Origin of the sequence: Bacillus sp. S10(2024) (assembly GCF_050473865.1) — a bacterium.
GTDB lineage: Bacteria > Bacillota > Bacilli > Bacillales > Bacillaceae_G > Bacillus_A.
The window spans coordinates 4,526,752-4,547,574 of sequence record NZ_JBFLUR010000002.1 but is presented as its reverse complement, the minus strand read 5'-3'; the positions used below and the strand labels follow the sequence as shown (position 1 = coordinate 4,547,574).

General features: G+C 37.2%; 21 protein-coding genes and 2 other annotated features. Of the genes, 7 read left to right on the top strand and 14 right to left on the bottom strand.

Going from position 1 to position 20,823, the window contains the following annotated elements; all coding sequences use genetic code 11:
* Positions 1-9 precede the first annotated feature (9 nt).
* The 3 genes from asnS to AB1280_RS23105 all read right to left on the bottom strand — a co-directional run bounded on the left by asnS (position 10) and on the right by AB1280_RS23105 (position 3,444).
* The gene (gene asnS / locus AB1280_RS23115; protein ID WP_272186555.1) at positions 10-1,401 is read right to left on the bottom strand and encodes an asparagine--tRNA ligase; all 1,392 of its coding nucleotides are present in this window, start codon (positions 1,399-1,401) and stop codon (positions 10-12) included.
* Positions 1,402-1,451: 50 nt separating this feature from the next.
* Positions 1,452-1,704 (bottom strand) — a binding site (T-box leader).
* Between the two features lie 63 nt (positions 1,705-1,767).
* Positions 1,768-3,135 (bottom strand): YcdB/YcdC domain-containing protein, encoded by a 1,368-nt coding sequence (locus AB1280_RS23110; RefSeq protein WP_429757135.1) that lies wholly within the window; start codon positions 3,133-3,135, stop codon positions 1,768-1,770.
* A gap of 93 nt (positions 3,136-3,228) precedes the next feature.
* Positions 3,229-3,444: a hypothetical protein gene (locus tag AB1280_RS23105; protein ID WP_272186553.1), complete on the bottom strand. Its 216-nt coding sequence runs from the start codon at positions 3,442-3,444 to the stop codon at positions 3,229-3,231.
* Between the two features lie 281 nt (positions 3,445-3,725).
* Between AB1280_RS23105 and AB1280_RS23100 the strand changes: the two genes are divergently transcribed.
* The gene (locus AB1280_RS23100; RefSeq protein ID WP_429757134.1) at positions 3,726-4,283 is read left to right on the top strand and encodes a hypothetical protein; all 558 of its coding nucleotides are present in this window, start codon (positions 3,726-3,728) and stop codon (positions 4,281-4,283) included.
* 403 nt (positions 4,284-4,686) lie between these two features.
* A complete protein-coding gene (locus tag AB1280_RS23095) occupies positions 4,687-5,400 on the top strand; it encodes a hypothetical protein (protein WP_429757133.1) in 714 nt (237 codons plus the stop codon).
* A gap of 67 nt (positions 5,401-5,467) precedes the next feature.
* Here AB1280_RS23095 and pheT read toward each other — a convergent pair whose 3' ends face one another.
* The 3 genes from pheT to AB1280_RS23080 form a co-directional block, all read right to left on the bottom strand.
* On the bottom strand, positions 5,468-7,888 hold the full coding sequence (gene pheT, locus AB1280_RS23090; protein ID WP_272186550.1) for a phenylalanine--tRNA ligase subunit beta: 2,421 nt from the start codon (positions 7,886-7,888) through the stop codon (positions 5,468-5,470).
* Positions 7,889-7,906: 18 nt separating this feature from the next.
* Positions 7,907-8,941 (bottom strand): phenylalanine--tRNA ligase subunit alpha, encoded by a 1,035-nt coding sequence (gene pheS, locus AB1280_RS23085; protein ID WP_272186549.1) that lies wholly within the window; start codon positions 8,939-8,941, stop codon positions 7,907-7,909.
* A gap of 44 nt (positions 8,942-8,985) precedes the next feature.
* Positions 8,986-9,214: a binding site (T-box leader), on the bottom strand.
* Positions 9,215-9,246: 32 nt separating this feature from the next.
* On the bottom strand, positions 9,247-10,044 hold the full coding sequence (locus AB1280_RS23080) for a TrmH family RNA methyltransferase (RefSeq protein WP_429757132.1): 798 nt from the start codon (positions 10,042-10,044) through the stop codon (positions 9,247-9,249).
* A gap of 82 nt (positions 10,045-10,126) precedes the next feature.
* Here AB1280_RS23080 and sspI point away from each other — a divergent pair, with 82 nt between their 5' ends.
* Entirely contained in the window at positions 10,127-10,336 is a 210-nt protein-coding gene (gene sspI / locus AB1280_RS23075; protein ID WP_272186548.1) for a small acid-soluble spore protein SspI, read from the top strand.
* 109 nt (positions 10,337-10,445) lie between these two features.
* Here sspI and AB1280_RS23070 read toward each other — a convergent pair whose 3' ends face one another.
* A complete protein-coding gene (locus tag AB1280_RS23070) occupies positions 10,446-10,688 on the bottom strand; it encodes a hypothetical protein (protein WP_272186547.1) in 243 nt (80 codons plus the stop codon).
* A gap of 191 nt (positions 10,689-10,879) precedes the next feature.
* Here AB1280_RS23070 and AB1280_RS23065 point away from each other — a divergent pair, with 191 nt between their 5' ends.
* The 3 genes from AB1280_RS23065 to AB1280_RS23055 all read left to right on the top strand — a co-directional run bounded on the left by AB1280_RS23065 (position 10,880) and on the right by AB1280_RS23055 (position 13,020).
* Entirely contained in the window at positions 10,880-11,452 is a 573-nt protein-coding gene (locus tag AB1280_RS23065) for an HD domain-containing protein (protein ID WP_429757131.1), read from the top strand.
* Between the two features lie 150 nt (positions 11,453-11,602).
* Entirely contained in the window at positions 11,603-12,319 is a 717-nt protein-coding gene (locus tag AB1280_RS23060; RefSeq protein ID WP_429757130.1) for a CPBP family intramembrane glutamic endopeptidase, read from the top strand.
* Between the two features lie 332 nt (positions 12,320-12,651).
* On the top strand, positions 12,652-13,020 hold the full coding sequence (locus AB1280_RS23055) for an ammonia permease (protein WP_429757129.1): 369 nt from the start codon (positions 12,652-12,654) through the stop codon (positions 13,018-13,020).
* Positions 13,021-13,247: 227 nt separating this feature from the next.
* On the opposite strand, the gene AB1280_RS23050 is transcribed toward AB1280_RS23055, so the two are convergent.
* Together AB1280_RS23050 and AB1280_RS23045 are read right to left on the bottom strand one after the other, a co-directional pair.
* On the bottom strand, positions 13,248-15,035 hold the full coding sequence (locus AB1280_RS23050) for a DHA2 family efflux MFS transporter permease subunit (protein WP_429757128.1): 1,788 nt from the start codon (positions 15,033-15,035) through the stop codon (positions 13,248-13,250).
* 15 nt (positions 15,036-15,050) lie between these two features.
* A complete protein-coding gene (locus AB1280_RS23045; RefSeq protein ID WP_272186543.1) occupies positions 15,051-15,704 on the bottom strand; it encodes an HlyD family secretion protein in 654 nt (217 codons plus the stop codon).
* Positions 15,705-16,000: 296 nt separating this feature from the next.
* On the opposite strand from AB1280_RS23045, the gene AB1280_RS23040 reads away from it, so the two are divergent.
* Positions 16,001-16,621, top strand: a complete 621-nt coding sequence (locus tag AB1280_RS23040; protein ID WP_272186542.1) for a TetR/AcrR family transcriptional regulator — start codon at positions 16,001-16,003, stop codon at positions 16,619-16,621.
* 38 nt (positions 16,622-16,659) lie between these two features.
* Here AB1280_RS23040 and AB1280_RS23035 read toward each other — a convergent pair whose 3' ends face one another.
* From AB1280_RS23035 to rpmI, 5 genes are all read right to left on the bottom strand, one after another.
* Complete coding sequence (locus AB1280_RS23035) at positions 16,660-17,745, bottom strand: M42 family metallopeptidase (RefSeq protein ID WP_429757127.1); 1,086 nt, start codon at positions 17,743-17,745, stop codon at positions 16,660-16,662.
* A 71-nt stretch (positions 17,746-17,816) separates the two neighbouring features.
* A complete protein-coding gene (locus tag AB1280_RS23030) occupies positions 17,817-18,308 on the bottom strand; it encodes a dUTP diphosphatase (protein WP_272186540.1) in 492 nt (163 codons plus the stop codon).
* Positions 18,309-19,017: 709 nt separating this feature from the next.
* A complete protein-coding gene (gene adhP, locus AB1280_RS23025) occupies positions 19,018-20,034 on the bottom strand; it encodes an alcohol dehydrogenase AdhP (RefSeq protein ID WP_429757126.1) in 1,017 nt (338 codons plus the stop codon).
* A gap of 183 nt (positions 20,035-20,217) precedes the next feature.
* Positions 20,218-20,577 (bottom strand): 50S ribosomal protein L20, encoded by a 360-nt coding sequence (gene rplT, locus AB1280_RS23020; protein ID WP_230573755.1) that lies wholly within the window; start codon positions 20,575-20,577, stop codon positions 20,218-20,220.
* Positions 20,578-20,617: 40 nt separating this feature from the next.
* The gene (gene rpmI, locus AB1280_RS23015; protein ID WP_020060080.1) at positions 20,618-20,815 is read right to left on the bottom strand and encodes a 50S ribosomal protein L35; all 198 of its coding nucleotides are present in this window, start codon (positions 20,813-20,815) and stop codon (positions 20,618-20,620) included.
* Positions 20,816-20,823: the final 8 nt, after the last annotated feature.

Here is a 20,823-nt window from a genome sequence, read left to right as displayed (position 1 = left end):
TTTTCAATCTTAAAACTCCGCAGAACCTGGTGTTCTTGGGAATGGAATTACGTCACGAATGTTTGCCATACCAGTGATGTACATTAAGAAACGTTCGAAACCTAGACCAAATCCAGCATGTTTTGTACCGCCGTATTTTCTAAGCTCTAAGTACCACCAGTAGTCTTCTTCGTTCATGCCTAGTTCTTTAATTCTATCTACTAAAACATCCATTCTTTCTTCACGTTGACTTCCGCCGATTAATTCGCCGATGCCAGGAACAAGTAAGTCTGTTGCAGCTACTGTTTTTCCGTCATCATTTAAGCGCATGTAGAATGCTTTAATTTCTTTTGGATAGTCTGTTACGAATACAGGACGTTTGAATATTTCTTCTGATAAATATCTTTCGTGCTCTGTTTGTAAATCAATCCCCCATTCTACTGGGTATTTGAAGTCAGCACCTGATTTTTGAAGCACTTCAATTGCTTCTGTGTATGTGATACGTCCGAAATCAGAGTTGATTACGTTATTCATGCGCTCAAGAACTGTTTTATCAACGAAGCTGTTGAAGAACTCCATTTCTTCTGGTGCATGCTCTAATACGTATTTCATTGCATATTTCAGCATATCTTCAGTCAACTGCATTACATCTTCTAATTCAGCAAATGCAATCTCAGGCTCAAGCATCCAGAACTCAGCAGCGTGGCGAGTTGTGTTAGAATTTTCAGCACGGAATGTTGGACCAAATGTGTATACATCGCGGAATGCTAATGCATATGCTTCAGCATTCAATTGTCCACTTACTGTTAAGTTTGTTTCTCTGCCGAAGAAGTCTTTTGAATCGTCTACTTGTCCATCTTCACCTTTTGGCACGTTGTTCATGTCATGCGTTGTTACGCGGAACATTTCGCCTGCACCTTCCGTATCACTTCCTGTAATAATTGGTGTATGAACGTGTACAAAATTGCGCTCTTGGAAGAACTTATGAAGCGCATAAGCTGCAACAGAACGTACGCGGAACGTTGCTGAGAATGCATTCGTTCTTGGGCGTAAATGAGCGATTGTACGTAAATATTCAAACGTATGACGTTTCTTTTGTAACGGATAATCAGAATCTGATAATCCTTCAATTTCGATTTTATCCGCTTTAATTTCAAACGGCTGCTTTGCAGTTGGTGTTGCGATTAATGTTCCCTCTACTTTAATAGAAGAGCTCAATGGAAGTTTCGTAATTTCAGTAAAGTTATCTAATTCTGTATCGAAAACGATTTGAACGCCTTTAAAGAAGCTACCATCGTTTAATTCGATAAAACCAAATACTTTTGAATCACGTAAGTTACGGATCCAACCTGATACTTGTACTTTTTGGTCTACATATTTATCAGTTTCTCTATATAGACTTTTTACTAATGTGTTTTCCATAGTAAAATTCTCCTTTACTTATATTTAAATACAAAAAAACCTTCCATCCATAAAGGGACGAAAGGTTAAACTTCGCGGTACCACCCAATTTGTCATAAAGACCAACTCTAACTCGTATGTATATACATACTTCCCGGTTTGTAACAGGCCGGATTCCCGTCTAAGTCTACTCTTGAATACACAATTCAATTTCGGTTAGCAACTCCAAGGTGTTCTTCACATATACCGCCTCATCAGGCTCGCACCGTCCCTGACTCGCTTTGGATTATAGTATATACTACTTTTCCTTATCATCGTCTTTTCTTTTGTTAAACTAAAATTAATGTACTACATTCCTTTGAAAGATGCAAGTTGTCTTTAAAAGACTTACACTTTCAAAGACAATGCCGTCCCCGTATGCGCTTCAATCATCCGAACATGTCCATCTGTTTTTGAGAACGACGGTGCGTAGCAAAGCTCGTAATGTAATGGATTTTGCTCTTTCATCCACACAAGTTCCATCTCCAAATCACGAACGTAAATAGATTTTGCTTCTTTTTCAGAAATTGTCGGCTCATCGTTTAGGTCATCTAGTTCTTTATCAAAGCCATCCAATACTTGAAACTCTAAAATCTTCCCAGATTGCTGACCGACTTGAATCACCATATTATATGTATCTACTCTTTTCCCGCTGTACAGCGGATGGAACCAAAATCCGTATTGCGACTCACAATTTTCATCTTCCCATACACAATGATGCGGCGGATGGCTTCTCTCTATTAAGAATAGTTCGTCAGCTTTAGGATAACACGCAAATAAAAATTGAAGTGCACGTTCTCTTGCTTCCTCTTCTGTTATGACTTCTTTCTTCCCATCTTTTCGTTCGTTATTGATTACACTTATACACTGAAATGTTTCTTGTTGAAAACGTACTTGGATGGTATGAAACGGCGTTCCTTCTTCCACTTCTATATCATTAACATTCTCTTGCTTCGTCCAAAGTTCCGTTACTGTATCCTCTCTATAGTTCGTATAAATCTTTACATATGTATCATCTAACCCAATTAATTTTAAAATCTCTCCATTTGGTACAGTGCGGTTCTCTAAGTTATAAAACTGCTGAATGAACCCACTATTATTCTCATATGTATGTAGGTCTCCGTTTGTTCCTATACCCATAACGTGATCTTTTGGTGCATAAACGAGATGATATGCATCATCTCTATTTGCAAACAATAATTCAAATTGAAGCGCTTCAATGTATTTTTCTTTCGCTTCTTCTTTTGTAATAAGCTCTTTTGGATACCGCACTTCACACACTTCTCCTTCAAAAAGGAAATATTGGAAGCGTCCATCCTTTGCAATCTCAAGCATAACACTAGAATGCGGAAAAGATAAACCGTAGCGTTCATCTCGCAATTCATAGGAAAGTTGGAACACGTTATCTATTTCTATCATTTTTATTAAATAGATAAATTTAACGATATTTTGAGCAAATACTTGTAAAAAGGATTGTGCAATCTCATAAACCTCATCATGGGATAATGGTACGCATTGTACGTTCTCTAAATCTCTGCACGTTTGAAAATGCTTTAATCTACCGTCTCCATCCATTTCATAACATGCTACTAATTCTCCTGTTCGCTGCTCAAACACATTAAACTCATTCTCACCTTCTTCTGAGGTGACCGCAAATAATTGTATGTTCTCATTAATTTTTAAAAATAATTTTATTTGTTCAACTATATTCGTCATTTGAAATCCCCACACACCCTTTCTCTTATAACTATTATAAAGTGAAACTTCCATCAGTGGAGAGTTTTTTCATCTCCCACAGATGGAAAGCCCTCACCATCTGTTAAAGTACTCTTCATTTTTCAGCGTATGTATTTTCTCATAAGCCACTGTGATTGCTTCGTGCATCGCATCAGCTACATCTTCATCTTTCTGCAACAATCTACTTGCAACTTTGTACAGCACATCTTCATAGCGCTGCGCAAGAGAAACAAAAGCTTCTTCCATCTCCCTTTTTTCCTTTTTCACTAAGGCTTCCAGCTTCCCCATTATAGAACCCCCTTGCTAACTTATTTCAATATACTCTTCTTTACATTCTATTAGATAGCAAAAAATTAGCATTTGGTTGCATTCATTTTTCTTTTTTATAAAAAAGAGGCCTATCACTCTGATTATGAGTGACAAACCTCTCTTTCGTACTTAAAACTATTCTTAACTTCACATCCACATGACAATCACTCATTTTTTTCAATCCATTATTAAAAACAAACATCTACAATTCAGAAAACATATTCTACACTATACACCAACAAAAAAGTGAGGAAACATACATGTATCGCTATCATAAAAAAGAATCTGATACAAACACGCCTTTTTTTCCTTGTATCGGTTCATCAAAACTTTCTAGGATGCAAACAACAGCTTTATCAAAAAACACTAAAATTCAAAAACCAATACAATCACCCGAACCCCAAATTATGTGTTGCAGACAAATTGTCGAACATAAAATTCAGTTAGTTCCCCCTGCGAAACAAGGAACCATAACAGTAGATAAACAAATACTTGCTAATATTGAAAAGATTTGTTCCGAAGTTGTTGTCATCATTGGCTTTATCCGTAAAACGATTACTTATACAGCCGTCATTCATAACGAAGAAGTCCCGAATTATAGTATTCAAGATGATGTTCCCTTCCAATGTCTTATAGAATCTACAGCTATTAAAGAAAACAACCAATTTGACATCACCGAACAGAAAATACTCAGTGAGGTTTTCTCCCAAGAAGTTAATTTAGGACAATCAAATAATCCTGAATTGTATATGCACACCCTTGCTTTCAATTTAATAGAGAAAGATATTATAAAAATTTCCGTACAAATAATTACCTAGCAAACCTATAAATACAAATTAAAAGTTGACATAAAAACCCTCTTTTTTTAGGCAGGCGAGAGCATCTGGCCATGCATAGAGGTGGTTAGATCCTTTTCCTGCCACATGCAAAGTTTAAAAAATAAGGAGAAAGTAAGTAGTAGTCATGTTGTGCTCTGCGTCAAAAATTTAAAATATATAGCTCACGTTAGCCTCTAAATTCCAAGTTATAAATTTCTCAGAATGAAACTCCTTATGGATTAAATGAAAAAACATAAAATGGGAACCTTGTCTAAGATACATTCCTATACAAAATTCGTATATATTTCATATATCTATACTAGAGAAGGTGGTCCCCTGTTCAAGTAGCTATTTTATAATAGATGAACAGAGTATATCCTAAAAAAACAAGGAGGAATATGTAATGGTTTGTCCCCTCGCTAACCCAACAACTTGTTGCCAAGTTTTCGTCGAACACACTACACAACTTGTCCCCCCAGCACTTAAAAATACCGTTACTTTTACGAGAACAGTTGAAGCACATGTTGAAAAGGTACTCCCGGAAAGGCTTGTTATTTCCGGAGCCATTCATACAACTCTCACCTATACAGCTGTTTTAGATAACGGCACTCTAGTTCCCAATTTTCAAATTGTAGACGATATCCCATTTCAATGTGTCATTGATCGCGAAGATGCAAATGAAGGTGATATTTTTGAAGTGACTGGCGTGGCTATTTTTAGCGAAGTTTCTGCTCAAGAACAAAACTTTGGTGTTATAAATGAACAGCGGGTTGCGTTTACATTCAAAGAAAAAGAAATCATCAAAGTTTGTGTGAAAAGACTAACAATTACTAGTATAGAAGTAGATCTTGAATTCAGTTTTCCAAGTGAAGATGATAGCGCACCTGTACCAGATCGGTTATTAGTCAATGGTACCGGATTTGCAGGCATCCCAGTTTTTCTCACGGTATCTGGTTCAGCAAATGTTTCTCCAACCATTGTTTTTACAGATGCAGACGGGTTTTTTTACACTACTGTCACTGCTTTTGGACCTGGGGATATAACTCTTACAGCTTCAGGCACTGTAAATGGCGTTCCTTTTTCCAAAAATGCAACCGCCCCTTCACCGTATGCATAATCAAGTTTTCAGCGGAATTTTAACTATAAAACGCAACAAAAAAAGCAGCCGCAAGGCTGCTTTTTTATTATTTACGTAACTCCGCACCAAATTTCTCTTCTACCGCTGCTAATACACGGCTATGTGCTTCTGTTACTTCTTCATCTGTCAATGTACGTTCTGGGTCGAAGTAATTCATAGAGAATGCAAGTGATTTTTTGCCTTCTTCCATTTTTTCGCCTTCGTATAAGTCGAATAATGTTACTTCTTTTAGAAGTTCTCCGCCTGCTTTAGCAATTACTTGCTTCATTTCGCCTGCTTTTACTTCTTTTGCTACAACAACAGCCATATCGCGTGTCATAGATGGGAAGCGCGGAATTGTTGTGTAGTATATTTCTTCTGCATCTGCTGCGAATACTTTCGCAAGAGATAATTCGAATACATACGTTTCTTTTACATCTAATTGTTTTTGTGCTTCTGGGTGTATTTGACCGATGAACCCAATGACTTCGCCGTCGAGTACAATGTCAGCCGTACGTCCTGGGTGCATACCTTCACGTTTTGTTGGTACATACGTGATATTCTTCGCAACGCCAAGTACGTCAAATAATCCTTCTAATACACCTTTCATCACGAAGAAGTCAACAACCTTCTTCTCACCTTGCCATTGATGATGAAGAGCAAGCCCTGTCATTACACCCGCAAGATGTTGTTCTTCTTTTGGAAGTTCGCCTTCAACTGTTGGTAAGAATACAGATCCTACTTCGTATAACGCAACGTTATCTACTTTACGAGCGTTGTTATATGTTACCGCTTCTAATAATTGTGGTACTAAACTTAAACGAAGCTGGCTACGCTCTTCACTCATTGGAAGTGCAAGGTTCACAGGTGTTTTTTCGTTTGACTCCACCATATATTGTTTTGCTTTTTCAGCACTAGTTAATGAATACGTAATTGCTTCATATAAACCAGCGCCTTCTAAATAACGTCGTACTTTACGACGCTTTGTTTGCGCTGCTGTTAATTTACCACGTGTAATTGTACCAGTTGGTAATGTTGAAGGAATATGGTCGTATCCGTATAAACGACCTACCTCTTCTACTAAATCCTCTGGAATTGTAATATCAGGACGACGTGCTGGTACACTCACATGGAATGTTCCTTCTACTTCTGTGAACGGAAACTTTAAGTTTGTGAAAATTGTATTCACTTGACCAGCGGAGATCTCTGTACCTAATACACGATTAATTTTTTCAACTGTAACAGATACTGTACGCTCTTCTACTTGTAAGTGATCAACTTCTACAACGCCTTCTAACGCTTCGCCGCCAGCATATTTTGCCATTAACGCTGCTGCATGTTGAATCGCTTCGAATGTACGTGTTGGATCGATTCCTTTTTCAAAACGAGCACTTGATTCGCTACGAAGACCTAAGTCTTTTGATGTGCGGCGCACTGTTTGACCTGCGAAATATGCAGACTCAATTAATACGTTTACTGTATCGTTATCTACTTCAGAGTTTGCTCCGCCCATTACACCGGCAACCGCTAATGGTTTTGTACCGTTTGTGATCACAAGGTGATGCGCTTGCAATGTACGCTCTTGATCGTCTAATGTTGTCATTTTCTCGCCTTCCTGTGCAAGACGAACAACGATTTCTTTTGAACCTAATTTATCATAGTCAAATGCATGTAACGGTTGACCGTATTCAATTAAAATATAGTTTGTAATATCAACTACGTTGCTAATTGGACGTATGCCCGCTGCCATTAGGCGCGTTTGCATCCAGATTGGTGATGGACCAACCTTTACGTCTTTCACCATTTTCGCAATGTATAATGGATTTTGTTCTGTTGCTTCTACACTTACAGAAATATAATCAGAAGTTTTTTCTGCAACTTCTTGTAAGTCTGCTGCTGGAAGTTTCACTTCACGGCCGTAAATTGCTGCTACTTCATATGCAACACCTAACATGTTTAAGCAATCCGCACGGTTTGGCGTTAAACCAAGTTCAAGTACTTCATCATGTAAGTTTAAGATTTCAAGTGCATCTGCACCAACTTCTACATCACTTGAGAAAATGAAAATACCTTCTGCATAGTCTTTTGATACTAATTTTGCATCAATGCCAAGCTCTTGCAAGGAACAAACCATACCGTGAGAAGCTTCGCCGCGTAGTTTCGCTTTTTTAATTTTGAAGTTACCAGGAAGAACAGCACCAACTTTTGCAACTGGTACTTTTAAACCTTTTGCAATGTTAGGAGCACCGCAAATGATTTGAACTGGCTCTTCTTCGCCGATGTCGATTAAACATTTGCTTAACTTATCAGCTTCCGGGTGTTTTTCACACTCTAATACATGACCAACTACAACACCTTTTACGCCTTTATTTAATACTTCCACGCCTTCTACTTCAATACCGCTTTTCGTAATTTTATCAGCTAATTCTTGTGCTGTTACGTCTTTAATATCTACATACTCTTGTAACCAACGATATGATACGAACATTCTTTCTCTCTCCTTCCCTTACGCTCGTTTGAATTGTTGTAAGAAACGTACATCGTTTGTATAGAAATGACGAATGTCATCAATGCCGTACTTTAACATCGCAATACGCTCTGCACCCATACCGAATGCGAAGCCTTGATATTCTTTTGAATCATAGCCAGCCATTTCAAGAACGTTTGGATGAACCATACCTGCACCTAAAATTTCGATCCAACCAGTTCCCTTACAAGTGCCGCAACCTTTGCCATGACACATCATACAAGAAATATCCATCTCAACAGATGGCTCTGTGAATGGGAAGAAACTTGGACGAAGGCGAATTTCACGATCTTCACCGAACATCTTCTTCGCGAATGCTTGTAATGTTCCTTTTAAGTCACTCATACGAATGTTTTTATCGATTACAAGACCTTCAATTTGCATGAACTGGTGAGAGTGCGTCGCATCATCATCATCGCGGCGATATACTTTACCAGGACAAATAATTTTGATTGGACCTTTTTCTGTATTCTTCTCCATCGTTCTCGCTTGTACAGAAGATGTATGTGTACGAAGTAACATTTCTTCTGTAATGTAGAAAGAATCTTGCATATCGCGTGCTGGGTGATCTTTCGGTAAGTTTAACGCTTCGAAGTTGTAGTAGTCCTTTTCTACTTCAGGGCCTTCAGCAACTTCATATCCCATACCGATAAATAAATCTTCAATTTGCTCTACAACTGCTGTTAACGGATGGTGGCAACCTGTATTTACGGGACGTCCTGGTAATGTTACATCAATTGTTTCAGATGCTAATTTTGCTTCAATTACTGCTTTTTCTAAATGATTAACTTTTTCTTCTAAACGCGTTTGAATTGCTTCGCGCACTTCATTTACTAAAGCTCCCATACGCGGGCGCTCTTCTGGAGATAATTTCCCCATGCCGCGCAGTACTTCTGTAATTGGGCCTTTTTTTCCTAAATACGCAACGCGTACATCGTTTAAGCCCTTTAGCTCTTTCGCTTTTTCAATAAGCTCTAACGCTTCTTGCTTTAGCTCTTTTAAACGTGCTTCCATTTGGAACCCTCCTAATTTTAAAAATAAAAAAACCTCGCTCCCTAAAAAGGGACGAGGTAAATTCGCGGTACCACCCTAAATTGACAGAACGAGTCTGCCCACTTAATTCGTTATAACGGTTTGTTAAACCGGAACGCCTTTACATAACAATGGTCCTGGCGTCAACTCCAGAGGTGAATTCACTTCCGTCTACCATAAGAATGCTTTCAGTCTATGACATTCTCTCCCTAAATGGCGATTTTGCAAGCTACTCTTCTCTATCATCGTTTTTTAATATTTCACTTCCACCTATTATAAGAAGTTTTTTAGCGATTCGCAACCGGAGTTTGTAAATAATACGTTAAAATACCTGCTGCAACCGCAACATTTAATGATTCTGCTCCTCCGTAAATCGGAATGTATAAGTTTTGATTACATTTCGCAAGAAGCTCTTGGCGAACGCCGTTTCCTTCGTTACCTACAATTAATGCAAAGCTTCCTGACGGCACTACTTCACCGTATGGAACCCCGTTTTCAAGAGCTGTTCCGTATACAGGAACGTTCTTTTCAGTTAACTTGTCTACCCATTCTTCTAAGTTTCCTTTTACAATTGGTAAATGGAATACAGATCCTTGCGTAGAACGTAATACTTTACTGTTATATACATCGACGCACCCTTCTCCAAGAATAACAGCGTCAAGTCCAGCGGCATCTGCGGTACGAATAATTGTCCCTAAATTCCCTGGGTCTTGCAAGCCGTCTAATAGTAGAAACTTCCCATTTGTAAGAGCGATTTCTTTTTCATGTTTCTCACAAACAGCAAATACTCCTTGCGTCGTTTCTGTTTCACATAACATTTTCACAACCGCTTCAGACACGATATACATTTCTACCTCAGCAACCGTCCAATCTTTCGGAAGGTCTGTCTGATCTGAGACGATTAGCTCTGTTGCAACACCTGCTTTTAAAGCTTCCTCTACTAAATGGAATCCCTCTACAAAAAATAATCCTTTTTTATCGCGCTCTTTTTTCGTTTGCAGCTTCTTCCACTGCTTTACGCGTGGATTTTGTACTGAATCAATGTTTTTCATAATATGTATTTCCCTCTCTTCTTGTCTTCTCATTATAGCCCATTTTTCATACATATTTACATAAAAAAGAACAAAAACTAACGTCAGTTTCCATTCCTAAAAAGAGGTGAGCATGATGAACTTTAATTTACGCGGTGCTGTATTAGCCAACGTATCAGGAAATACACAAGACCAATTACAAGAAACAATTGTCGATGCGATTCAAAGCGGAGAAGAAAAAATGCTTCCAGGCCTTGGCGTGTTATTCGAAGTCATTTGGAAAACTGCTGATGAACAAGAAAAACATGAAATGTTAGCGACGCTAGAGCAAGGATTAAAACGATAGGGAATTTCCTTAGAGACGAGGCAATACATATTGCCTCGTCTCTAATGCTATTCACCAAAAAGCCTTCTGGAGAAAAATGGAAGACTTTTCAAAATAATTATACACCTATTCACTTTTGAACATTCGGGATATTCGGAATCAAATTATTAACAGCTTGCACAAGGTTGTTTGCAATAGCTTGCTGTTCAGCAGTTAATGTTCCGCCACCAGTGAATACTGTAAGACAGATTGGGCAAGCTTCAATATGAATACCCAATAGATTAATAGCAAGTCCACCAGGAATATCTACAGTGAGAATAGGTGTTGAACCCGCAGGAGGCGTACATGTAGTACAGTTAGTTAGAAGGGCCATACATTTAACTCCTTTCTTTATAGAGTTACTATATTTATATGATAGAGTAACTCTCTTTGAAATAGACAATTGAACAACCTTTCATAAATTTCTTTACTAACACAATATGATGGAGTAAAATATTCAAAATATCTTTATAGCTATTATTTTTTCTACCATATACAGCAATGAATAAAAGGAGTGGATACTTTATGCGCCGTGTTACACTTGAACAAATTTTCAAACATCATATTACCCAAAAGTATGTAAACCGTGCTGGAATGGTTCACGCGATTGCCGTCGCTTACCATGCGTTTCACTTAGCCAAAAAGCATCACGCCTCAGTCGATGCGGCAACAAAGGCTGGTTTTCTTCATGATATAGGACACCACACATGGTATCAAAACGGACAATGGGACTATGAATGGTACAAGAAAAATGATATACATGCGATTAAAGGAGCGGAAAGAGCTCATAAATTGCTAATTCGATTAGGAGAACACCCAAAACAAGCAAAGGATATTTCTGTTGCCATTCTTCTGCACACTGATTCTTTTCTACTAGAACAAACTCTTGAGAGAACACCTCTCCAAAATATTATTAAATGGGCAGACGAAGCCGATGAAGAACCGGGCGGGGCACATCACTATCGAACAATTTCTTATGAAAAAGCATTGCAAGCAATCCAGCGATTAGATGAGATGGTAGATCGTGAATTACAAGTTCAACAATCAGTGTCCCATGCTCATATTTCTACCAATAAAAAAGCAGAGCAAATCTGTTAATCAATAACTATACACAGATCACCTTAGTAAAGGCTAAGGTGATTTTTACTTTGATTGCGAAATTTCGAACTATTATGTAACATTATCTCCTGGAACATTTCATCCAAATATGTATAATTTTATATATAAACAATAGAAAGGATTCGATATATGCAGCATTCTGTACAACTCACATACGATCAAAATCATTCTTTATCATGGGGAAAATTTATTGGTTCTGTTTCATTTGCTTTTTTGGGGACGAATATCATAAGCGGCTTATTTATAGCTCTTCCGTTTATGATTTACAGCGAAAGTATTTCGAACAAAAAAACGAGTGCCCTTTATAGCTCACTTGGAACAACCGGAAGTGCTTTATTACAACTGCTCATTTTATTATTGTTTATTTTTAAATACGAACCCTTAAAAAAACTATTATTACCTGTTTTCAATTTTCAAGCGCTCCAAAAAGTTCGTACATATGTATACTTATTTCTTTTCTTCGCGCTTAGCATTGCTATAAATGTATTTGTAATTTCTAAGATATTTCCTCATGCAACGCAAGAACAAGATTTAGCTTTAAACTTAGAAACTTTAAATCAATATAAAATTCTACTAATTTTAGGAAGTGCGATTTTCGTCCCTATTTTTGAAGAACTTATTTTCCGCGGAATCATTCTTCAATTTTTCCAGCAGCGTTTTCCATTTTGGATAGCCGCACTTAGCTCAAGCTTCATCTTCGGAATTGCCCATACATATTCTCTAGGTGTTATGGTTAGTGCTTTTATGATGGGCATGTTTATGGCTGTAGTATATAAAAAAACGAACTCTATTATTCCTGCTATGTTATTTCATATGATGAATAATACGCTCGCGTTTTTATCATAAACAAGGGAGTAGGGAGTATATACCGATTACACTAAATCAACTAACTATTATTAAAAAGGAGTATAACTTTGCAAACACATATACATATAGAACAACAAACGAATTCTATTATTCCAGCTATCCTTCTTCACATCACAATTAATACATGTTCCTTCTTGTACTGAACAAAACGCCATTATGGTTACATAATGGCGTTTTAACTTTTAGAACATGTTCTAGTTGAAAACCCCTATAAATGGATTTTTTTACACAAAACATATCCACAATAAGATATTTAGTATAAAATGTAACTATTGTTGTAAAACAACACTAATTATAGGAGATATGTTTATATGGAAAATGCGGGAGTCTTTCTTTGGATTTTATTCATGCCAGTCCTAGTATTCTCCGGAATTATTGGAGGCATATTTTTAATAATCACAGGAGTGAAGCACCGAAAGGTCATTGTTATTATCGCAGGACTGGTTTGTTTCTCACTTGTAACTACACCTTTTATTCTCTGGGGAATAGGGATTGATATGGAACGACTTATTCCTATCCCAACTACTATGTACTGGAGCATCTTTCCTTTAGCTGGCGCGTTAGCTAGCATAAGTGGAATGCGCAATAAAATTATGAGTATCCTTCTTATGGGGATTATCATGATTTCTGTTGGTGTCCTTGGGGTAACTTTCTACCAAATCATGTCTAATCCTCATTAAGCTGAATCTCAAATAAGAAAAAAGTCATGTATGCCATCTCATCATACGTGACTTTTTATTTTGCATTAGCCTTAATTCATCTTTTTTCTTCTAAATATTTCATAAAAACAAATGCCAAATACTATGCCATAAATAATCCCCGTTAACAGCTTTCCGAGAAAAGAGCCAATAATAATCCCTATGATTAAACCTCTATTTTAATATCAAAATGAAAAAAAGCAGAGAAATCAATTCTCTGCTTTTCGATTTGGCTTATTGCCTGATGGTAAGAAGAATGATAATACCCAGGCAATGCCCGCTAATATTGTTGCAATTAAGAAAGCATCATTAATACCGTTAATCGCAGACAGTTTCGAAATTTGTCCGAATAATAATTGCGAGCTCATCGCATCTCCAGCTTGTGCTGATCCGGCAACCGCTGCTAAGTTTTGCCCCATTCCATGTACTTTATCAACTAAAATTGGGTTTGTTTTTGTTAGCATATTTCCGTAATCTGCTACGTGTGCTGTTGTTTGCTGCGTCATAATTGTAATTAAGATCGCTGTACCAATTGAACCTGCTACTTGTCTTGATGTATTTTGCGTTGCTGTACCGTGAGAAATTAATTTCATCGGCAATGCGTTCATACCCGCTGTCATAATTGGCATCATAATGAATGCCATACCAAATGAACGTATAATATAATCCGTCATAATGACGCTATATGGTGTATCCATTGTTAACTTAGTAAATTCATATGTTGCAAATGTCGTAATAGCTAATCCAAATATCGCTAATGGACGAATACCATGTTTATCAAATAGCTTACCTGCAATTGGTCCCATGATCCCCATAATTAATGATCCTGGAAGAAGCAACAAACCAGATTCAATTGGCGTAAAGCCGCGAATATTTTGCAGATAGACAGGAAGTAATAACATACCTCCAAAGAGTGCCATCGTTACAATTGCGTTAATTAATAATGTGAAAGTAAACGTTGGATATTTAAATACTTGTAAATCAAGCATCTTATTATCCGTCGTCATCTCTCTCCAAATAAATAACGCTATACCAATTACACCAATGATAAGTGAAATCACAACTTCTGCACTGCTCCAGCCCTTATTTCCCGCTTCACTAAATCCATACAGTAAGCTACCAAGCCCAATACTTGAACTAATAACGCCAAATATATCTAACTTTGTGTTAGAAACTGGCTGAGCAAGTGTAAAGAATTTTACAGATAGCAATGTGACAAATAAACCAATGAAAAACATCGCATAGAAAATTAAGTTCCAATTGTAATTTTGAATAACCCAACCTGTTATAGTTGGTCCAATAGCTGGCGCTAAAATCATTGCTACCCCAAGTAACCCCATCGCTGCTCCGCGCTTATGAGGCGGGAATAAAGTCATGAAAATATTCATACCAACTGGCATTAGAATCCCTGCACCAACTGCTTGAGTCACGCGTCCTGTCATCATCATCGTGAAGCTTCCAGATACAGCACAAATAATAGAACCTACTGTGAAGAACAACATCGCTGCTACAAATAGTTTACGATACGTAAACCGAGAAACTAAAAACGCACTAATTGGCACTAAAATGCCATTTACAAGCATAAATCCTGTTGTTAACCATTGTGCCGTTGAAGTAGATACGTTAAATTCATTCATTAATGCCGGCAAAGCAACATTAATGACTGTTTGGTTTAAAATCGACACGAACATACCGAGAATTAATACTGCTACAACTGCCTTTACATTTACATTTTCTACTGGCAATTGCTTTTTTGATTCTTTTTTTTGTTCTTCTTTTGTAATTTTCGGTATTTCTTGTTCTGCTACTTCTTTTTTTGGTGTTTCTAATTCCACGACATTTGAAGCTTCTTGCCTTGATTGCTTTGCTTCTATCTTACTTACGGCTGGGACTTGTTCTTCTCCCACGTTCGTTTTTTTCTTTCTTAAAAGACGATTTACAAGGAAGAAGACAATAATACAAAATAATGCATATCCTACAATTAAACCTGAGGACATTTTATCTTCCCCCTCTTACTTATGAATACGAACTGTCACATTCATTCCAGGAACAATATTTACTGATTTGCTATGATCTAAAGAAACTTTAACTGGTACAACTTGTGTTACTTTTGTATAGTTTGCTGTTGCATTGCTTGATGGTAGCATAGAGAACGTGTTTGCTGTTGTTAAACCAACTTGTTCTACTTTTCCTGTTAACGTTGTATCAGGATATGCATCTACATACACGTCTACTTCTTGACTTTTGTGTACACTATCAATATCTGTTTCTTCAATATTTGCTGTTACCCATAAATCATTCATATCATATGCATACGCAATTGGACTACCTGCTCCAACAAAAGCATTTGTTGTTGCATTTGATTGAACAACTGTTGCACTTTTCGGAATTGTTACATCCACCGTTTGCTCACCATTTGGTCCTACTGTAGAAACAGTACCTAATTTATCGTTTTCATTGTAATTCTTACCTGCTTCAGCTTTCCATTCAGTTAACTTCCCTGCTACTGGTGATGCGATTGGAATTATTTTCCCATCGATTTTTGCATTATCCGTTTTTAAATAATTTTGAGATTGATTGTAGTAGTAATAACCGCCAATACCGCCACCAACTAATACAATTAATGTGATAATGTTGATAATTATCATTCTTCGAAACTGATTCATTGCTTTCCTCTCCTTATATCGCATATAATTTTTTTCTAAACTATTAATACCCCTTTTGTTTATACTCTTTAATTGTTAATTATATTAACAATTAACCAAAAAAATCACACCTTTTGCATGACAAAACAGTTTTTCGTCTGCATGCAAGTGGTGCTGTTTTCTAAAGGAATATCGTTTATAATTATAAATAATTATTTTGAATCTACAACCGACAATTTGATTATGTATGTTGTTTAACCAACACTTTACTAAACATATGTTGGTTAAGTGAATAAAATTCAGCAAGGAGAACGAAAATGTCTATTAAAAACTCAAACGATCCACGCGTAAAACGAACGAGACAAGCAATACGTGATGCCCTTATATCTTTAATACATGAAAAAAGTTTCAATAGCATTACCGTTCAGGATATTGCTGAAAAGGCAACTGTCAACCGTGCAACCTTTTATAGTCATTATTATGACAAATATGATCTACTAGACAAAAGCATTGAAGAAAAGTTAACAACATTATCAGACATTCTCAAGCCGAAAAAATTAGATAAGAGTGAGTTTAAACTTACCCTTGATACTCCTCATCCTGTCTTTCTATCTTTGTTTAGTCATATTGCTGAGAATGCTTTCTTTTATCAAGTGATGCTTGGGGAGAATGGGATTCCGAAGTTTTCCTCTCGAATGATGAAAGCAATTCAAACGAACTTACTTCTTAGCCTTTCGGTTTCACAACCTAATGATGATAAATTAGTTGTACCACGTGATATCCTCATTAGTTATGTATCAGGTGCACATTTAGGAATGATCATTTCATGGCTTAAACAAAATATGCCATATACACCTCATTATATGGCCTTACAGCTAGCTCGTTTAATCATTTTAGGTCCCTATACAGCAGCTGGATTAGAGGAGCCACTTAAATAAAAAAGAGCGAAAGGCATATCCTCTCGCTCTTTTTTCTATTAATCAAATGTAATGTTATGTACAGCCTCATTATCAAGACGTTTCACAACTTCTACAATTAACTTCACTGTGTTTTCATAGTCGTCACGATGCAACATTGCCGCATGAGAATGAATATAGCGAGTTGCAATTGTAATTGCCATCGCTGGAATACCGTCCACGGAAATATGAATTGCTCCTGCATCTGTTCCGCCGCCAGGAAGTGCATCGTATTGATACGGAATATTTAATTCATCTGCTACGTTAACAACGAAGTCACGAAGACCTTTATGTCCAACGATAGATGCATCATATAAAATAATTTGCGGGCCATCACCCATTTTTCCTTGCGCTTCTTTTTCGCTTACTCCTGGTGTATCACCAGCGATTCCAACATCTACTGCAAATGCGATATCAGGTTGAATATAATGTGCAGATGTTTTCGCTCCGCGAAGACCTACCTCTTCTTGTACAGTTCCAACACCGTATACAATGTTTGGATGTTTTTCATCTTTTAATTGTTTTAAAACATCGATTGCAATTGCGCAGCCAATGCGGTTGTCCCATGCTTTCGCAAGTAACATTTTTTCATTTTTCATTACTTGGAATTCGAAATATGGTACAACTTGATCTCCTGGGCGTATGCCCCACTCCAACGCTTCTTCTTTACTAGAAGCACCAATATCAATAAACATATCTTTAATATCAACTGGTTTTTTACGAACTTCAGCCGGTAAAATGTGCGGTGGTTTTGAACCAATGACACCCGTTACATCACCTTTGTTCGTAACAATTGTTACGCGCTGTGCTAACATAACTTGTGACCACCAGCCGCCAACTGTTTGAAAGCGTAAGAAACCTTTATCATCAATTTGCGTAATCATAAAACCGACTTCATCTAAATGACCTGCTACCATAATTTTTGGACCATTGCCGTCACCAATTTTTTTCGCAACTAAGCTTCCTAAGTTATCTGTTGATACTTCATCAGCAAACGGTGCGATATATTTCTTCATTACTTCACGAGGCTCACGTTCATTTCCAGCAATCCCGCGTGCATCTGTTAATTCTTTTAGCATCGTCAATGTCGCATCTAATTTTGTCATTGGACAATGTCCTCCTTTTTCTTCACCTCTTCAATTATACAAGAGCGGAAAATAATATTCAAAAAATTTCATCAATACCCTTCTGTTTGACGTTGATGATTCACTTCATTTTTATCTAAGTATGCTTTCTCAATCTCTTCTTGTCCAAAATCAAGCGCTTGTCCTAAACGAAGATAGCTTGTAAACAATTCAATGTAATTTGTAATAGACGGCTGCTCATTAAAGCGAATTGCTTTCGCATATACATCTAAGAAGATTTCTACTTGCGTTTTATTTGTTAGTGCACATTTATAAAACAAGAAATTTTTATCAATTCCTAAATCGATTCCAATAGATAAAATAAAATGCAGCCCATCTACGTATTCTTCTAGTACAACTTGACGCTCAGATGCTGGCTTGTTACTCCAATATTTAAAGCAGCGTGTTTCATTTGCAAGTTCACCAATTTCCACAAGAAGTGCTAGCATTTTTTCTTTTAATAATTTTTTCGGTTCTAAATTATGTTCTTCCGTAATACGATCATCTAATTCTTTTTGTAATTTAAATAATTGTAGTAAATCCAAAACGTACTCCTCCTTCAATATCGAATAAACTCACTCGATATTGCTCCATTCTATTGGTAAATATGAACAAATAACCAAGTTATATTCTTACATTATAACAGTGTCACTTTCGTGTGGAAAGATAAGATTATCTGAAGTCAAACACCCTTTTCACAGCATATTTCATATATATCTATTTTTGTTTTCCGATATATAAGTTGTTGCTATGCAAAGTACAACACAACATGATCTGCACTTGCTGTCTTCCTTTGTTTGAAACCTCGCATGTGGCACTGATCACTTCTATACACGGCCAGATACTCTCGTCCTCCCGAAAAAGAAAAGGGTTTTTATGTTGTTTTTTAAATTTCCTTGTATATATAAAGTGAAACTTTAATCAGTGGAGGTTTTCTTCATCCCCACTGATTATCAGCCTCCACCAATCGGGTGCATGCCAGCAGTTTATCTTCCACCTAACTTCTTAAGAAAAGCGGAAGTGGCTCGCCCAGAATGTGAGGGGGATAGAACTTCTGACATAGAGGTATTTTTTACCTCGTAGGAAGAAGCGAAGCCACCGAACATTCTAGCCACTGGAACTGAACAATGCTTTCTCCGAATTTTGAAGTGGGAGTGTTACTGCCCTCCAATAGCGGGATAAATAAACATAAAAAGCCAGAGAACCTCTCCGACTTTTTATGTTTATTCTTCTATATTATTGAATCTTTTATTCTCATTTTGTCATATCTAATACAACACGTCCATTAATCTTTCCTTCTTCCATTTCAGCAAATACATCATTAATTTCATGAAGGTGACGCGTTTCAATGATTACTTTTACTTTTCCTTCAGCTGCAAATTGCAATGCTTCTTGTAAATCTTTACGAGTCCCAACGATGGAACCGACAATCTTTATAGCATTTAACACTGTATCAAAAATTGGTACTTCCATCATTTCCGGCGGTAAACCAACTGCAACACATGCCCCGCCTCGGCGCACGGCACGGTAAGCTTGGTCAAATGCAGGCTTCGACACAGCTGTACAAATGGAAGCATGTACACCATTTACTTGTTCATGAATCCATAGTGCTGCATCCTCTTTTAATGGATTTACTACTAAATCTGCCCCTAATTCTTTTGCGAGTTCAAGCTTTTCATCAACTGTATCCACAGCTACAACGTGTAATCCCATTGCCTTTGCATATTGTACCGCTAAATGTCCCAGTCCACCAATTCCAAAAATAGCAACCCATTGTCCAGGTTTTGCCTCTGATACTTTTAGCGCTTTATATGTCGTAACACCCGCACAAAACAGTGGTGCTGCGTCAATAAAGCTTAAGTTCTCAGGCACTTGCATAACATAATCCGCTGCCGCAACGCAATATTCAGCATAGCCGCCATCAACAGAATAACCAGCGTTATGTTGATCTAAGCAAAGTGTTTCTCTTCCTGTTAAACAGTATTCACAATGCCCACATGCCGAATATAGCCATGGAATCCCAACACGATCACCAACTTTTAAATGTGTAACACCTTCACCAACTTCTTCAATTACACCAACACCTTCATGACCTGGAATTAATGGAAGCTTCGGCTTTACCGGCCAATCACCGTGCGCTGCATGTAAGTCCGTATGACAGACGCCGCATGCTTGAATATGTACAAGCACTTGATTTGGACCTGCTTTCGGTTTTGGTACATCCTTAACCTCTAATTGTTCTTTGAATTGGTTTACAACAGCCGCTTTCAAATGAATTCCTCCTTCAACCCGCTTTTTGGAAAAAGTTTTCATTTATATATTAAAGCATTCCCATTTACCAAAGAGGAACTATTTTGGATATTTTTTGAATTTTTTATGACTATTAGGATTTATTCTTTAATAATAAACATTAAAAAAATCCTTAGGAGCAATGTCCTAAGGATTTATTATCAATTACTTGTTTAAAGCTGTTTTAGCAGCTGTTGCTAATTCAGCGAAAGCTTTTTCGTCATAAACAGCTAGGTCAGCAAGCATTTTGCGGTTTACTTCGATACCAGCAAGCTTAAGACCGTTCATTAAACGGCTGTAAGAAAGACCGTTCATACGAGCAGCTGCGTTAATACGAGTGATCCATAATTTACGGAAGTCACGTTTCTTTTGACGACGGTCACGGAATGCATACATTAAAGATTTCATTACTTGTTGGTTAGCAACTTTGTATAATGTATGTTTAGAACCGTAGTAACCTTTTGCTAATTTAATAATTTTTTTACGACGTTTACGAGTAACCGTACCACCTTTTACTCTTGGCATATTATTTCCCTCCTAGATATCTATCTGAACAAAATATAAATTACATGTTGTCAAGCATTTGACGAATACGTTTGAAGTCACCAGCGCTTACTACACCAGCTTTACGTAATTTACGTTTAGCTTTTGTAGATTTGTTAGCGAATAAGTGGCTTGTGTAAGCGTGAGAACGCTTTAGTTTACCAGATCCTGTTTTTTTGAAACGCTTTGCAGCGCCGCGGTGAGTTTTCTGTTTAGGCATAGTGATTT

Excerpts from the sequence above, each read along its gene's own strand:
- asnS (WP_272186555.1), bottom strand. The coding sequence starts at position 1,401 with ATGGAAAACACATTAGTAAAAAGTCTATATAGAGAAACTGATAAATAT.
- AB1280_RS23110 (WP_429757135.1), bottom strand. The coding sequence starts at position 3,135 with ATGACGAATATAGTTGAACAAATAAAATTATTTTTAAAAATTAATGAG.
- AB1280_RS23105 (WP_272186553.1), bottom strand. The coding sequence starts at position 3,444 with ATGGGGAAGCTGGAAGCCTTAGTGAAAAAGGAAAAAAGGGAGATGGAA.
- AB1280_RS23100 (WP_429757134.1), top strand. The coding sequence starts at position 3,726 with ATGTATCGCTATCATAAAAAAGAATCTGATACAAACACGCCTTTTTTT.
- AB1280_RS23095 (WP_429757133.1), top strand. The coding sequence starts at position 4,687 with ATGGTTTGTCCCCTCGCTAACCCAACAACTTGTTGCCAAGTTTTCGTC.
- pheT (WP_272186550.1), bottom strand. The coding sequence starts at position 7,888 with ATGTTCGTATCATATCGTTGGTTACAAGAGTATGTAGATATTAAAGAC.
- pheS (WP_272186549.1), bottom strand. The coding sequence starts at position 8,941 with ATGGAAGCACGTTTAAAAGAGCTAAAGCAAGAAGCGTTAGAGCTTATT.
- AB1280_RS23080 (WP_429757132.1), bottom strand. The coding sequence starts at position 10,044 with ATGAGAAGACAAGAAGAGAGGGAAATACATATTATGAAAAACATTGAT.
- sspI (WP_272186548.1), top strand. The coding sequence starts at position 10,127 with ATGAACTTTAATTTACGCGGTGCTGTATTAGCCAACGTATCAGGAAAT.
- AB1280_RS23070 (WP_272186547.1), bottom strand. The coding sequence starts at position 10,688 with ATGGCCCTTCTAACTAACTGTACTACATGTACGCCTCCTGCGGGTTCA.
- AB1280_RS23065 (WP_429757131.1), top strand. The coding sequence starts at position 10,880 with ATGCGCCGTGTTACACTTGAACAAATTTTCAAACATCATATTACCCAA.
- AB1280_RS23060 (WP_429757130.1), top strand. The coding sequence starts at position 11,603 with ATGCAGCATTCTGTACAACTCACATACGATCAAAATCATTCTTTATCA.
- AB1280_RS23055 (WP_429757129.1), top strand. The coding sequence starts at position 12,652 with ATGGAAAATGCGGGAGTCTTTCTTTGGATTTTATTCATGCCAGTCCTA.
- AB1280_RS23050 (WP_429757128.1), bottom strand. The coding sequence starts at position 15,035 with ATGTCCTCAGGTTTAATTGTAGGATATGCATTATTTTGTATTATTGTC.
- AB1280_RS23045 (WP_272186543.1), bottom strand. The coding sequence starts at position 15,704 with ATGAATCAGTTTCGAAGAATGATAATTATCAACATTATCACATTAATT.
- AB1280_RS23040 (WP_272186542.1), top strand. The coding sequence starts at position 16,001 with ATGTCTATTAAAAACTCAAACGATCCACGCGTAAAACGAACGAGACAA.
- AB1280_RS23035 (WP_429757127.1), bottom strand. The coding sequence starts at position 17,745 with ATGACAAAATTAGATGCGACATTGACGATGCTAAAAGAATTAACAGAT.
- rplT (WP_230573755.1), bottom strand. The coding sequence starts at position 20,577 with ATGCCAAGAGTAAAAGGTGGTACGGTTACTCGTAAACGTCGTAAAAAA.
- rpmI (WP_020060080.1), bottom strand. The coding sequence starts at position 20,815 with ATGCCTAAACAGAAAACTCACCGCGGCGCTGCAAAGCGTTTCAAAAAA.